The 14,507-nt window shown below is 64.8% G+C and carries 12 protein-coding genes and 2 riboswitches; of the genes, 2 read left to right on the plus strand and 10 right to left on the minus strand.

Annotated features, from left to right (window positions below; all coding sequences use genetic code 11):
* Positions 1-68 precede the first annotated feature (68 nt).
* From gcvP to AC1DSJ_RS16100, 8 genes are all read right to left on the minus strand, one after another.
* Positions 69-2,942 (minus strand): aminomethyl-transferring glycine dehydrogenase, encoded by a 2,874-nt coding sequence (gcvP, locus tag AC1DSJ_RS16065; RefSeq protein ID WP_175170931.1) that lies wholly within the window; start codon positions 2,940-2,942, stop codon positions 69-71.
* 75 nt (positions 2,943-3,017) lie between these two features.
* Entirely contained in the window at positions 3,018-3,395 is a 378-nt protein-coding gene (gene gcvH, locus AC1DSJ_RS16070) for a glycine cleavage system protein GcvH (protein WP_054423192.1), read from the minus strand.
* A gap of 100 nt (positions 3,396-3,495) precedes the next feature.
* Positions 3,496-4,596 (minus strand): glycine cleavage system aminomethyltransferase GcvT, encoded by a 1,101-nt coding sequence (gcvT, locus tag AC1DSJ_RS16075; protein ID WP_054423193.1) that lies wholly within the window; start codon positions 4,594-4,596, stop codon positions 3,496-3,498.
* 90 nt (positions 4,597-4,686) lie between these two features.
* Positions 4,687-4,810, minus strand: a riboswitch (glycine riboswitch).
* Positions 4,811-4,844: 34 nt separating this feature from the next.
* Positions 4,845-4,944: riboswitch (glycine riboswitch) on the minus strand.
* A 59-nt stretch (positions 4,945-5,003) separates the two neighbouring features.
* Complete coding sequence (locus AC1DSJ_RS16080) at positions 5,004-5,897, minus strand: ZIP family metal transporter (RefSeq protein ID WP_342066222.1); 894 nt, start codon at positions 5,895-5,897, stop codon at positions 5,004-5,006.
* A 31-nt stretch (positions 5,898-5,928) separates the two neighbouring features.
* Entirely contained in the window at positions 5,929-6,543 is a 615-nt protein-coding gene (locus AC1DSJ_RS16085; protein ID WP_441371613.1) for a superoxide dismutase, read from the minus strand.
* A gap of 171 nt (positions 6,544-6,714) precedes the next feature.
* The gene (locus AC1DSJ_RS16090) at positions 6,715-7,917 is read right to left on the minus strand and encodes a BaiN/RdsA family NAD(P)/FAD-dependent oxidoreductase (RefSeq protein ID WP_054423196.1); all 1,203 of its coding nucleotides are present in this window, start codon (positions 7,915-7,917) and stop codon (positions 6,715-6,717) included.
* A gap of 23 nt (positions 7,918-7,940) precedes the next feature.
* On the minus strand, positions 7,941-10,202 hold the full coding sequence (locus AC1DSJ_RS16095) for an arginine/lysine/ornithine decarboxylase (protein ID WP_054423197.1): 2,262 nt from the start codon (positions 10,200-10,202) through the stop codon (positions 7,941-7,943).
* 240 nt (positions 10,203-10,442) lie between these two features.
* Positions 10,443-10,895 (minus strand): hypothetical protein, encoded by a 453-nt coding sequence (locus tag AC1DSJ_RS16100; protein ID WP_054423198.1) that lies wholly within the window; start codon positions 10,893-10,895, stop codon positions 10,443-10,445.
* Positions 10,896-11,008: 113 nt separating this feature from the next.
* Here AC1DSJ_RS16100 and AC1DSJ_RS16105 point away from each other — a divergent pair, with 113 nt between their 5' ends.
* Complete coding sequence (locus AC1DSJ_RS16105; RefSeq protein WP_346551554.1) at positions 11,009-11,527, plus strand: GNAT family N-acetyltransferase; 519 nt, start codon at positions 11,009-11,011, stop codon at positions 11,525-11,527.
* Positions 11,528-11,616: 89 nt separating this feature from the next.
* Here AC1DSJ_RS16105 and AC1DSJ_RS16110 read toward each other — a convergent pair whose 3' ends face one another.
* The gene (locus tag AC1DSJ_RS16110) at positions 11,617-12,861 is read right to left on the minus strand and encodes a GGDEF domain-containing protein (protein WP_441371614.1); all 1,245 of its coding nucleotides are present in this window, start codon (positions 12,859-12,861) and stop codon (positions 11,617-11,619) included.
* A 226-nt stretch (positions 12,862-13,087) separates the two neighbouring features.
* Here AC1DSJ_RS16110 and AC1DSJ_RS16115 point away from each other — a divergent pair, with 226 nt between their 5' ends.
* Positions 13,088-13,939: a GNAT family N-acetyltransferase gene (locus tag AC1DSJ_RS16115; protein WP_441371615.1), complete on the plus strand. Its 852-nt coding sequence runs from the start codon at positions 13,088-13,090 to the stop codon at positions 13,937-13,939.
* Between the two features lie 4 nt (positions 13,940-13,943).
* On the opposite strand, the gene dcd is transcribed toward AC1DSJ_RS16115, so the two are convergent.
* Entirely contained in the window at positions 13,944-14,507 is a 564-nt protein-coding gene (gene dcd / locus AC1DSJ_RS16120; RefSeq protein WP_054423202.1) for a dCTP deaminase, read from the minus strand.

The raw sequence follows: 14,507 nt of genomic DNA on the forward strand, positions 1-14,507 counted from the left end.
TCAATTGCTGATGGGGGTTTTTTATTGCCTGAAAGCTAAAGCTAAAGCTGAAGCTGAAGCGCGTGCGCTTATGCGTAGGCTTCGATCGGCAGGCAGGCGCAGACCAGGTTGCGGTCGCCGTAGGCGTTGTCCACACGGCCCACCGGCGGCCAGTACTTGGCCTCGCGCAGCGACGCCACCGGGTAGGCGGCCTGCTGGCGCGGGTAGTCGTGCAGCCATTCTTCGGCCAGCAGCATCTGGGCGGTGTGCGGCGCGTTCTTCAGGACGTTGTCTTCGCGATCGCGTTCGCCACGTTCGACCTGGGCGATTTCCTCGCGGATCGAAATCATCGCGTCGATGAAGCGGTCCAGTTCGGCGACGCCTTCGGATTCCGTCGGCTCGACCATCAAGGTGCCCGCCACCGGGAAGCTCATCGTCGGCGCGTGGAAACCGTAGTCCATCAGACGCTTGGCGATGTCTTCGGCGCTGATGCCGCTGGTTTCCTTCAGCGGACGCACGTCCAGGATGCACTCGTGCGCCACACGGCCGTTACGGCCCGCGTACAGCACCGGGTAGTGGTCACGCAGGCGGGTCGCGATGTAGTTGGCGTTCAGGATGGCGACTTCGGTGGCGCGGCGCAGGCCGTCGGCGCCCATCAGCGCGATGTACACGTACGGAATCGGCAGGATGCCGGCCGAACCGAACGGCGCGGCCGATACCGGGCCAACCTTCGCGTCGCCGGGCAGCTTGCCTTGCTCATTCACCACGCCCGGCAGGTACGGCGCCAGGTGGGCGCGCACCGCCACGGGACCCACGCCGGGGCCGCCGCCGCCGTGCGGGATGCAGAAGGTCTTGTGCAGGTTCAGGTGCGACACGTCCGAGCCGAACTTGCCGGGCTGGGCCACGCCGACCATCGCGTTCATGTTGGCGCCGTCCAGGTAGACTTGGCCGCCCGCCTGGTGAACCAGATCGCAGATCTCGGTGACGGCTTCTTCGAACACGCCGTGCGTGGACGGGTACGTGATCATCAGCGCGGCCAGCTTGTCGCCAACCTGTTCGATCTTGGCGCGCAGGTCAGCCAGATCCACGTTGCCGTTGGAATCCGACGCCACCACCACGACGTCCATGCCGGCCAGTTGCGCCGACGCGGGGTTGGTGCCGTGGGCCGACGACGGGATCAGGCAGACGTTGCGCTGATGCTGGCCGTTGGCTTGGTGATAGCCGCGAATTGCCAGCAGGCCGGCGTATTCGCCTTGCGCGCCCGAGTTGGGTTGCAGGCTGATGTTGTCGTAGCCAGTGATTTCGCACAGCGCGGCGGACAGGCGGTCGATCAGCTCGTTGTAGCCCTGGCTTTGCGACGCGGGCGCAAACGGGTGGATCAACGCGAACTCGGGCCACGTGATCGGGATCATCTCGGCCGTGGCGTTCAGCTTCATCGTGCACGAACCCAGCGGGATCATCGTGCGGTCCAGCGCCAGGTCCTTGTCGGCCAGCTTGCGCAGGTAGCGCAGCATGTCGGTTTCGGATTGCACGCTGGAGAACACCGGGTGCTTCAGGATGGCGCTTTCGCGGGCAACCGATGCGGGGATACCGCTGGCGGCGGCGGCGTCCAGGGCGTCAATGTCGAGTTCGACATCATCACGCTCCAGGCCGGCGGCGAACACGTTGACCAGCGCTTGCAGGTCGGCGACGGTCACGGTTTCGTCCAGCGACACGGCCAGGCGCGCGCCGTCAACACGGCGCAGGTTGATGTGTTCGCACTCGGCGGCGGTCAGGATGGCCGGGGTGGCGGGGCCGGTTTCCAGCAGCAGCGTGTCGAAGAACGTGTTGTTCACGACCTTCACGCCCAGCTTCACCAGTTCGGCGCGCAGGATGGCGGTGCTGCGCTGCACGCGCTCGGCAATGCGGCGGATGCCGGCCGGGCCGTGCCACACGGCGTACATGCCCGCCATCACGGCCAGCAGCACTTGCGCCGTGCAGATGTTGGACGTGGCCTTCTCGCGGCGGATGTGCTGTTCGCGCGTTTGCAGCGCCAGACGCATCGCCGGGTTGCCTTGCGCGTCTTTCGACACGCCGACCAGACGGCCGGCCATGTTGCGCTTGAAGGCGTCCTTGCAGGCCATGAAGCCCGCGTGCGGGCCGCCAAAACCGAACGGCACGCCAAAGCGCTGGGCCGAACCGATGGCGATGTCGGCGCCCCACTCGCCCGGGGCGGCCAACAGGGCCAGCGCCAGCAGGTCGGTGGCGCACGCGACGACCGCGCCTTGCGCGTGGGCGGCTTCCGCCAGCTTGCGGTAGTCGGACACGGAACCGGTGCTGTGCGGGTATTGCAGCAGCACGCCAAAGCACTCGGGCAGGCCTTCGGCTTCGTCGCCGACGGTGATCTCGATGTCCAGGCCTTCGGCGCGCGTACGCACGACTTCGATGGTCTGCGGATGCACATGGCGCGAGATGAAGAACACCGGGCTTTGCGACTTGGCGCCACGGCGGGCCAGCGTCATGGCTTCGGCGGCGGCAGTGCTTTCGTCCAGCAGCGAGGCGTTGGAGATGTCCAGCCCGGTCAGGTCGGCGACCATGGTCTGGTAGTTCAGCAGGGCTTCAAGACGGCCCTGCGAGATTTCCGGCTGATACGGCGTGTAGGCCGTGTACCAGGCGGGATTCTCAAGAATGTTGCGCAGCACGACGTTGGGCGTCTGCGTGCCGTAGTAACCCTGGCCGATGTAATTGCGGAAGACCTTGTTGCGGCCCGCGATCTGCTTCAGCTCGGCCAGCACGTCGGTTTCGCTGCGCGAGGGCGGCAGCGCCAGCGGGGCCTGGCTGCGGATCTTCGGGGGCACGACTTCTTCGATCAGGGCGTCCAGGCTGGAGCTGCCAATGACCTTGAGCATGGCGGCCTGGTCGGCGTCAGAAGGGCCGATGTGGCGGGGAATGAAGTCGGTATGGGTGTCTAGGGCGCGCGACATGGGGGAATCTCGGGGTGGTGATGCAGGTTGCGAGGCTGGCGCGCCATACGGGCGGCGGGCCAGCCTCGAAACGGCTTAGCCGTTGGCGACAGCTTCGTAGCCGGCAGCGTCCAACAGCTTGTCGGCATCCGCGGCGTTGACCGGCTTGATCTTGAAGATCCAGGCGGTGAAGGCCGATTCGTTGATCAGGTTGGGGTTGTTTTCCAGCTCTTCGTTGAAGGCGACGATTTCGCCAGCGACGGGTGCGTAGATGTCGGATGCGGCCTTGACGGACTCGACCACGCCGGCGGTTTCGCCCGCGTTCAACTTGGCGCCAACCTTCACGTCGCCAACGAAGACCAGATCGCCCAATTGATCCTGGGCGGTGTCGGTGATGCCGACGACGAACACGTCGCCTTCAGCTTTGACCCATTCGTGGGACGAGGTGTACTTGCGATCGGTGGGCAGACTCATGGGAACTCCTGAGGGAATGCGGGTAGATGAATGGTGTTGCGCGCCTCGCGCGGGCGGCGCGTGCCCGGAACGGGCAGGCGGCTCGCGCGAAGCTTCGAGTTTACGAGTGTTCGACGGCTTTGCCGTTACGGACGAAAGGCAGCTTGCAGACCAGGGCGGGCACCCATTTGCCACGGATGTCGACCTCGACGGTATCGCCCGGACGCACGCCTTGCGGCAGGCGGGCAAAGCCGATCGACACGCCCAGCGTGGGCGACATGGTGCCGCTGGTGAGTTCGCCCGTGCCGGCCGGCGTGCGCACGGCCATGTGGGCGCGCATCACGCCGCGCTCTTGCAGCTTCAGGCCGATGAAGGTGGCGGGGGTGGCGAATTGTTCAAGGGCGTCGCGGCCGATGAAACGGCGCTCGGCGTTCTTCAGCGACACGGTCCAGGTCAGGCCGGCTTGATCGGGCTGGGTCAGCTCGTCCATGTCTTGGCCGTACAGGTTCATGCCGGCTTCCAGGCGCAGCGTATCGCGCGCGCCCAGGCCCGCCGGACGCACGCCTTGCGCAACCAGGTCGCGCCACAGCTGCACGACTTCGGCTGCGGGCAAAACGATTTCAAAGCCGTCTTCGCCGGTGTAGCCGGTGCGGGCCACGAGCGTGTCGCCGTCGACGCGGGCTGCGACGAACGGCGTCAGCGCTTCGGTGGCGGCTTGCCATGCCGGGCGCGCGGCCCAGACCTTGGCGCGGGCGTTGGGGCCTTGCACGGCCACCATGGCCAGATCGCGGCGCGCGGCGATGGTGACGTCAAATTGACCGGCCTGCTTCACACGCTGCATCCAGGCGATGTCTTTGTCGGCCGTGCCGGCGTTGACCACCACGCGCCATTCGTCGGCGGCGAAGAAATAGATGATCAGGTCGTCGATGACGCCGCCTTGCGGGTTCAGCATGCAGCTGTACAAGGCCTTGCCGGGCACGGTCAGCTTGGACACGTCATTGGCGACCAGGCGTTGCAGGAAGGCGAAGGCGTCGGGGCCGGTTACGTCAACGTTCAGCATGTGCGACACATCGAACATGCCGGCGTCCTGGCGCACCGCGTGGTGCTCCTCGAGCTGCGAGCCGTAGGCCAAGGGCATATCCCAGCCGCCGAAATCGACCATTCGGGCGCCGGAGGCGATATGTTCTTCGGCCAGCGGGGTGCGTTTGAGGGTTGCGGACATGCGCGGAAACTCCGGGACGGCAATCTTTGCCAGGGTTACGGAATGCCGGTCGTGACAAGCGGACTGCGCCCGCACGGCTACGGCTGAATCTTCCGCCCCTCTGTCCTTTTGCCTGAGAGTTGCCCCGCGTGGCGGGTTTGCACCTTCGGCGCCTGGGCTGCGCGATATGTCCCTTGTTCGAGGGTCGGCGCCAGGTCTCTCCAGAGTACTGTTTTGCCGCATCCACACGGTGAAAAACCGGGACGGGGCAAGCATGTGCGGTATCGGTTACCTGAGCGATTCTGGGCGAATTGCGCCTTCGGCGGCGGCTGATTCGTGGAAACAGCCGCTCTCTCCCGCAAACATGCATGACAGCGGCGAAAGCATACAACGAAAGCCTTGCGCCGAAAACCGAAAAATCAAGCGGGCTACCCCAGCGCGGTATCCAGCAGCATCATCAAAACAAAGCCCAACATCAGCCCGCAAGTGGCGTAGACCTCGTGCCCCTTGCGATGGGATTCGGGAATGATTTCGTGGCTGATGACAAACAACATGGCCCCCGCGGCAAAGCCCAGGCCCCATGGCAGCATGGTCGCCGAAAACCCCACGATGGCCGCCCCCAGCACGGCGCCCAGCGGTTCAACCAGCCCCGACAACATGCCCAGCGCCACGGCGAACGCGCGTTTGTAGCCGGCCGCCAGCAGCGCCACCGCCACCACCAGCCCTTCGGGAATGTCCTGAATGGCGATACCCGTGGCCAATGCGGTGCCGCGCACGGGGTCGCTGCCCGCATACCCCACGCCAATCGCCAAGCCTTCGGGCAGGTTGTGCAAGGTGATCGCAAACACGAACAGCCAGGTGCGGCGCAGCCGGTGCGCCTCGATGCCTTCCCGGCCCTTGATGAAGTGTTCGTGCGGCAGGGTGCGGTCCATGATCAGCAGCACGCCCGCGCCCAGCAAGATGGCGGCGCCCACCGTAAGCCCCGCGCCCCACGGCCCCATACCTTGCGTTTCGGCGGCGGCAATACCGGGGGCCACCAGCGAAAACGCGCTGGCCGCCAGCATCACGCCCGCCCCGAAGCCGAACATGCTGTCCTGGACTTTCTGCGGAATGGTGCGGGCGAAAAGAATGGGCAAGGTGCCCAGCGCGGTCGCGCCAGCGGCGACCAGCCCCCCTAACAGCGCGTCAGCCACGTGCGGCGCATGCTCGTCCAGATACACCCAGAGCTGATGCAGCGCCAGGCAGGACACCATGACGGCAAGCGTCCACACGCTGATGCTCGTGGCCGCAGGCCGCACGCGATGACGGCTGAAAGTGTTCATAGGGCCGCTACCCTCCTTCAGAGAGATAGGCTTAGCCCTTCGCGGCCGCGTAGCGGCGAGCCACTTCGGGCCAGTTCACGACATTGTAGAAAGCGCCGATGTATTCAGGACGGCGGTTCTGGTATTTCAGATAGTAGGCGTGTTCCCAGACATCCAGGCCCAAAATCGGCGTATTGCCGTGCATCAGCGGGCTGTCCTGGTTGGCGCTGCTTTCCACCACCAGCTTGCCGGCGGGCGTTACCGAGAGCCAGGCCCAGCCGCTGCCAAAGCGGGTCAGCGCCGCCTTGGTGAAGGCGTCGCGAAAGGCAGCCAGGCCGCCCAGTTCCGATTCAATGGCCGCGGCCAGCGCGCCGTCGGGCTCGCCGCCGCCTTCGGGCGACATCACCGACCAGAACAGGCTGTGGTTCGCATGGCCGCCGCCGTGGTTGCGGACCGCGCCGCGTATGGCATCGGGCAATTGGTCCAGGCGGGCCACCAGGGCTTCGACGGGTTCGTCAGTGCTGAGGCCGGCGCCATCCAGCGCGGCGTTCAGGCTGGTCACATAGGTTTGATGATGCTTGCTGTAGTGGATCTCCATCGTCATCGCGTCGATGTGAGGTTCCAGGGCGTCATAAGCGTACGGCAGGGTCGGAAGGGTATAGGCCATGCATGTCTCCGTGGGACTCGCCCTCCCGATGGAGAGGCACCAGTCGATATCGAAAACATAAATGATATGTATTTTTATTTGATATCACAATGGGATTGTTTCAATTCGAGCCAACGGAATGCGCGATGCGCCCGGGCGCCGGGTCCATCCCGCCCGCCCCTCGCCCCCTGCTTACACCGCTTTCCCGCAGGCCACGCCCGAGGCCCAGGCCCACTGGAAGTTGTAGCCGCCCAGCCAGCCGGTCACRTCGACCGCTTCGCCGATGAAATACAGGCCGGGGGTGGTCTTGGCCTGCATGGATTTCTGGTCCAGCCCGCGCGTATCCACGCCGCCGCGCATCACTTCGGCCTTCTTGTAGCCAGCGGTGCCGCTGGGCACGAGCGACCATTGATGGATGTCTTGCGCCAGTGCGCGCAGCGTTTTGTCGGGCGCATCCGCCAGACGTAATGCCGCCAGGCCGGGCTTGCCGCCCTGCTCTGCCAGATGCAGCCAGCGGTCGGCCAGCCGTTTGGGCCACAGGCCCGCCAGCACGGTATGCACCTGCTGGCGGTTTCCGGATTTTGACGCCAGCAGCTCTTCGGCCAGATCGCGGCCGGGCGCCAGGTCGATCACGATGGGTTCGCCGGGTTTCCAGTAGCTGGAAATCTGCAAGATCGCCGGGCCTGACAAGCCCCGATGCGTGAACAGCAGGTCTTCCAGGAATTCACCGCGCGTCTTGCCCTGCCCCGTGTGCAGGCCCACCTCCAGCGCCACGCCCGATAGTTCGGACATGGGCTGCCATTGCACGGGGTCAAACGTCAGGGGCACCAGCGCCGGCCGGGGTTCGACCACCTTCAGGCCGAACTGGCGCGCAATCTTCAGGCCGAAGTCGGTGGCGCCCAACTGCGGAATCGCCATGCCGCCTGTCGCCACCACCAGCTTGGCCGCGCGGATCACGCCCTGGCCGGTGCGCAGTTCAAAGCCCTGCTCGCCGTGGCCGATCTCGGCCACTGAGCAGCCCATGCGCCATTGCACATTGCCCGCGTCGCACTCGGCGCGCAGCATGTCGATGATGGATTCGCTGGAATCGTTGCAGAACAGCTGGCCGCGATGCTTCTCGTGCCAGGCGATATGGTGGCGCTTCATCAACGCCAGAAAGTCCTGCGGCGTGTAGGCCGACAGGGCCGAGCGGCAGAAATGCGGATTGTCGGACAGGAAGTTGGCGGGTCCGGCCCCGATGTTGGTGAAGTTGCAGCGGCCACCGCCGGAAATGCGGATCTTCTCCGCCAGGCGCTCGGCGTGGTCGACCAGCACCACGCGCAAGCCGCGCTGACCGGCGACCGCTGCACACATCATGCCAGCGGCGCCGGCGCCGAGTACGGCTACATCAAACATCGAAACTCCAGACCCGCCGGGCCTTATTCTTCAATCAGGCAATCAACGTAGTAGCGCTTCTCGCCATCGGGACCCGGTTCGTCGGCCAGGCCGTGAATGTAGGTTTCGAAGCCCGGGAAGCGCTCGTTGAATTCGCGCGCGAATTGCAGGTACTGCACGATGGTGCGGTTAAAGCGTTCGCCCGGAATCAGCAGCGGAATGCCCGGGGGGTACGGCGTCAACAGCACGCCCGTCACGCGGCCTTCAAGCTTGTCGATGTCCACGCGTTCGACTTCGCGGTGCGCCATGCGGGCAAAGGCGTCCGACGGCTTCAGCGCCGGCACCATGTCGCTCAGGTACATCTCGGTGGTCAGGCGGGCGACGTCGCGCGCACGGTAGGCTTCGTGGATTTCCTGGCACAGATCGCGCAGGCCCATGCGCTCGTAGCGGCGATGCACGCGGCAGAAGTCCGGCAGGATGCGCCACAGCGGCTGGTTGCGGTCGTAGTCGTCCTTGAACTGCTGCAAGGCGGTCAACAGCGTGTTCCAGCGGCCCTTGGTGATGCCGATGGTGAACAGGATGAAGAACGAATACAGGCCGGTCTTTTCCACCACCACGCCGTGCTCGGTCAGGTACTTGGACACCAGCGCCGCCGGAATGCCGGTTTCGCCGAAGCTACCCGACATGTCCAGCCCCGGGGTGATGACCGTGGCCTTGATCGGGTCCAGCATGTTGAAGCCTTCGGCCATTTCGCCGAAGCCGTGCCAGTGGTCGTTGGCTTCCAGAATCCACTCGTCGCGGTTGCCGATGCCTTCGGACACCAGACGGTTCGGGCCCCAGACCTTGAACCACCAGTCGTTCTTGCCGAATTCCGATTCCACCTTGCGCATGGCGCGGCGGAAGTCCAGCGCTTCGCGGATGCTTTCCTCGACCAGCGCGGTGCCTCCGGGCGGCTCCATCATGGCGGCGGCCACGTCGCACGACGCGATGATCGCGTACTGCGGCGAGGTCGACGTGTGCATCAGGTACGCCTCGTTGAAGACGTTGCGGTCCAGTTTGCGGGTCTCGGATTCCTGCACGATGATCTGCGAGGCCTGCGAAATACCGGCCAGCAGTTTGTGCGTGGAGTGCGTGGCGAACACCATCGCGTCCTGGCTGCGCGGGCGGTCCTGACCAATCGCGTGCATGTCCGTGTAGAACTCGTGGAACGACGCGTGCGGCAGCCACGCTTCGTCAAAGTGCAGCGTGTCGATGTAGCTGCCGAGCTGTTCCTTGATCATTTCCACGTTGTAGATGACGCCGTCGTACGTGCTTTGCGTCAGCGTCAGGATGCGCGGATTCTTGTTCACCGCTTCGCGTGCGAAGGGGTTGGCTTCGATCTTCTTGCGGATGTTGTCCGGGTGGAATTCTTCCAGCGGGATCGGGCCGATGATGCCCAGGTGGTTGCGCGTGGGGCGCAGGAACACCGGGATCGCGCCCGTCATCGTAATGGCGTGCAGGATCGACTTGTGGCAGTTGCGGTCCACCACCACGACGTCGCCGGCCGCAACGTTGGCGTGCCACACCACCTTGTTCGACGTCGACGTGCCGTTGGTCACGAAGAAGCAGTGGTCGGCATGGAAGATGCGCGCGGCGTTCAGTTCGGACTCGGCGATGGGGCCGGTGTGGTCCAGCAACTGGCCTAGTTCGTCCACGGCGTTGCAGACGTCGGCGCGCAGCATGTTCTCGCCGAAGAATTGGTGGAACATGCGGCCCACCGGGCTCTTCAGGAACGCCACGCCGCCCGAGTGCCCGGGGCAGTGCCAGGAATACGAACCGTCTTGCGCGTACTTGACCAGCTCCCGGAAGAACGGCGGCGGCAGCGAATCCACGTAGCTGCGGGCTTCGCGGATGATGTGGCGCGCCACGAATTCGGGGGTGTCCTCGAACATGTGGATGAAGCCGTGCAGTTCGCGCAGGATGTCGTTCGGAATGTGTTCCGACGTGCGCGTCTCACCGTACAGATAGATGGGGATATCGGCGTTGCGAAAGCGCAGCTCGCCGATGAACATGCGCAGGTTCTTGATTGCGCTGGCCACGTCCTCGGGCGAATCCACGTCGAACTCTTCATCGTCGATCGACAGGATGAAGGCGCTGGCGCGGCTTTGCTGTTGCGCGAACGAACTCAGGTCGCCATAGCTGGTCACCCCGATCACCTCGACGCCCTCGGCCTCGATTGCAGCTGACAAGGCACGAATACCCAAACCGGACGCGTTCTCCGAACGGTAGTCCTCGTCGATGATGAAAATGGGGAAGCGGAATTTCATGCAGGCGCTCCTGGGGGCAAGGCGGGATCGGACGCGGTTCGCAGCCCGAATGTACTTCTAGTAAAAATCCGCCTGATGACAGACGGCGCGAGCACCCGCCGGGAAGCGGGAATGGCGGAATTGTAGGGCTGTTTTTCTTACAGTCCTACGGGAAATCCCCAGAAGGCATGCACAGCCGTTGTCATCGCGCCAAAAGCGGGCGCTTTCAGCACAGAGACAACGGCGCCGGGGGGAGCAAACCTAGCGAATGGTGCGGGCTTCGCCGGTCTGCAAGGCGGTGGTGAACTGCTCGAAGTAGGCGGGGATGGACTCGGTGGCCCCGTCCCGGATGCGCCGCTCGATCTTGGCGATGGCGCCAAAACAGACTTCGGAGCCGGGGTCGCCACATACCAGCACAACCGGGTCTTCGTCGTCGCACACCTCGTACAAGCCGCCATGCGCGCGGCGTCCGACCTCGTACAGGTAGGCGGCGGCGCCAACGGTTTGCATGGGGGTCAGAGGCAAGGTCCCAAGGTGGGCGGCCTCTAGCGCGTCGTCCAGCGCATGGACACTGGACAGGGAGTAGTCCAGCACGGCGCCGGTTGTCCCGGCGGCATCGACAAAGTCTTGCGCAGCGTCTGCCACTCTGGCGACGAAGGCTTCCTGCACTTCGTCGAGATTGGCGTCCTGGTTTATCTTGAGGAAACCGAACATCGTTGGCTCCTTTGTGAAAACCGCAAGCGGCAATAGGCCCATTATAGGCAAGCGCCCCCCGCCTATACTGCCCAAACCGCCCAACCGTTCCGTATTCCCAACACTCTCAGACCATGCCCATACCGCTTGTCAGACGTCTGACCGCCCCGGATGCCGCGCCCCTGCGTCAATTGCGCCTGGACGCGCTGGTGGAAACACCCGAATCGTTCGGATCAAGTTACGAAGAGGAACACACGCTGACACTGGAGGACATCCGGGGGTGGATCACGCCGCTGGATGATGGCGCGATGTTTGGCGTGTTCGTCGATGACGCCCTGGCTGGCATGGTCGGCGTGGGCCGTCAGCGCAAGCTGAAGATGCGCCACAAGGCGCACGTCTGGAGCATGTATGTGGCGCCCACCCATCGCGGACGCGGGCTGGGCCGGCTGCTGATGCATGCGGCCATCGCCCATGCTCAGACCATGCGCGGCATCCGCCAGGTGCAGCTAAGCGTCACCGCCAACAACACTGCGGCGACGGCGCTGTACGCCAGCCTGGGCTTTGTCGAATATGGCCGCGAACGCGAAGCGCTGTGCGTGAATGACGCGCTCTACGACGAAACACTGATGGCGCTGGCGCTGGCCGGCAAGTAGGCGGCGCCGCGTTGATGGCGGCTGGGGAAACTCAGGCCGCTGAAGACCGGCTGCGAAGACTCAGGCCGCTGCCGCCCGGCTGCGAAGACTCACGCCGTTGCCGCCCGGCTGCGGCGCGCGCCATACGCGCACACCTGGTTGCGGCCGCCGTCCTTGGCTTTGTAAAGCGCCTGGTCGGCCGCCTTGATTACCGCGTCCGGCGCGCGCAAGGCGTCACCGCGTTCGGCCACGCCAATGCTGACCGTGACCCGCAACGGCCGCGAATTGCGTCCGCCGCGTCCGCCCCGGCGGCGCAGGCCGACCTGGTCCGCCTTGGGCCGCGCGGGTTTGTCGCGCAAGCGCATCTGATAGGCCTCGATGGCGCGCCGCACCGTTTCCAGATGCGGCATGCTTTCGGCGGCGGTCTTGCCCGGGAACACCAGCGTGAACTCTTCGCCGCCATAACGGTACGCCTGCCCGCCGCCCGGCACACGGCGCAGTTGCGACGCCACCATGCGCAACACCTGATCGCCCACGTCGTGTCCGTGCGTGTCGTTGAACGCCTTGAAGTGATCCACGTCGGCCATCGCCAACGTGTAGACGCGGCCCATGCGTTGCAGGCGTTCGTTCAGCGCGCGCCGGCCCGGCAGGCCGGTCAGCTCGTCGCGGAACGCCATGTGGAAACCTTCGTGCGCCAGCGAGATGCACAGCGCCGTCAGCGCTGCGGCCGACATCAACGCCAGTTCAATGGGATGTTCCGCCCCACGCGGCAAGGCCCAGGCCATGCAGACAAAGCCCAGCCATTGGCCCGCCTGCTGCGGGCGCCCATAGCGCAACAGCAACAAGGTCAATGTGAGGCCCGTCACCAGCAACGCCGCAAGCGCTTCGACGGGCACGCCCAGGCGCGCAAGCTTGCCCTGCAACGCCATGGTGCCAAACACATCGGTCAGGCCATCCTTGCCAATAAGCGCAATCGCCGCCACGCCCACCGCCATCAGCGCGATGCGCAGCACCATGTCGAGCCACATACTGGACCGCTCGGACCAGAGCGCATTGATTGTGTACGCCAACGACCACCAGGCCAGCGCGGGCCCCAAGGCCCACGGCGCTTGCCGCGCGAGCGTTGGCCAGATGGCGGTGGCGGCCAGCACGCATAGCATCAGCGCCATCGTCTGCGAGCGTTGGTACATCAGGCAGATCGCCGCGCCGATCAGCGCCATCACCCACGGCACGAACGGCACGATCAGCGTCAACGCGGGCGGCCATTCACGCCACAGCATGAGGCCGACCGCGGCGGCCACTGGCAGCGCGGGATAAAACAACAGGGGCAGCCAGGGAATATGGGGGTAACGCACGGGTCGGGGCCTTGCTCAGCTTGCAGAGATGACGTCGCCAAATCGGCAAACACATATATTCTTTTTACGGTTGCGCGTAGCGGTTTCTTTAGCCGCCTTGTTTATCCGCTTTGTTTAGCCGCTTTGTTTAGCCCACTTATTTGGCCGCAAGCCGCACACCCCCTGGCGTGGCGCCCGTGATATGTTTTTGTCCCGCCCAAAGGAATGATTCCGAAGGAAAGACCCCATGCAGCTCCTGATCAATATCGATGTGCCCGATCTTGAACACGCCGTCGACTTTTACGCCCGCGCATTCGGCTTGACGCTGCATCGGCGGCTGGGTCCGAAGGCTGCGGAAATGCTTGGGGCAAGCGCTCCCATCTACCTGCTGGAAAAAGCCGCAGGCACGCCAGCCGCCAGCGCAACGGGCCAGACGCGCGACTACGCGCGCCACTGGACGCCCGTGCATCTGGACGTGGTGGTGGAAGACGTGGACCTTGCGGTCAGCCAGGCCGTGGCGGCGGGCGCCCGCTTGGAAGACCCGGCGTCCACACACGCCTGGGGCCGCATCGCGCACCTGAGCGACCCCTACGGCCACGGCATCTGCATCCTGCAATTCCTGGGCCAGGGCTATGACGAGCTGGCGGATAACGGCTTGCGGTTCCAAGCGGTATCCGATGCCGATTTCGATGCGCTGGCGGACTTGCGCATCGATGCCATGCGCGACAGCCTGCAACGGCTGGGCCGCTTTGATCCTGAACGCGCCCGCTCGCGGCTACGCAGCACCTTCCGGCCCGAACACACCTGGTGGATCGAACACAGCGGACAACGGGTGGGGTTTTATGCCCTGCGGCCAGACGGCGAGGGCTTGCGGCTGGACCATCTGTACATCACGCCCGCGGCGCAAAGCGCAGGCCTGGGCAGCCAGGTCATGCAAAGGATTCTGCAAGACGCCGACAGCCAGGGGCTGCCGGTGTCCGTCGGCGCGTTGCGGGACAGCGATTCGAACCGCTTCTACCGCCGGCACGGATTCATCCAGACCGGCGAAAGCGAATGGGACATCGACTACCTGCGCCCCGCCCCCGCGCCACAACGCTAAGGAATCAGGTACGCGGCAGCGTGACGCCGCGCTGGCCCTGATACTTGCCGCCACGATCGGCGTAAGACGTCTCGCACACTTCATCGCTTTCCAGGAACAGCATCTGCGCGCAGCCTTCGCCAGCGTAAATCTTGGCGGGCAGCGGCGTGGTGTTCGAGAATTCCAGCGTGACGTGGCCTTCCCATTCGGGTTCCAGCGGCGTCACGTTGACGATGATGCCGCAGCGCGCGTAGGTGCTTTTGCCCAGGCAGATCGTCAGGACGCTGCGCGGAATGCGGAAGTATTCAACCGTACGGGCCAGCGCAAACGAGTTCGGCGGGATGATGCAAACATCACCCTTGAAGTCCACGAACGAGCCTTCGTCGAAATTCTTGGGGTCGACGATGGTGGAATTGATGTTCGTGAAAATCTTGAATTCGTCGGCGCAGCGCACGTCGTAGCCGTAGCTGCTGGTGCCGTAGCTGACGATCCGCCCGCCATTGGCCGTGCGGACCTGCCCTGGTTCAAAGGGTTCGATCATGCCGGCTTCGGACTGGCGGCGGATCCAGCGGTCGCTTTTGATGCTCAT

The sequence above is a fragment of the Achromobacter sp. 01N37 genome, from assembly GCF_056399725.1.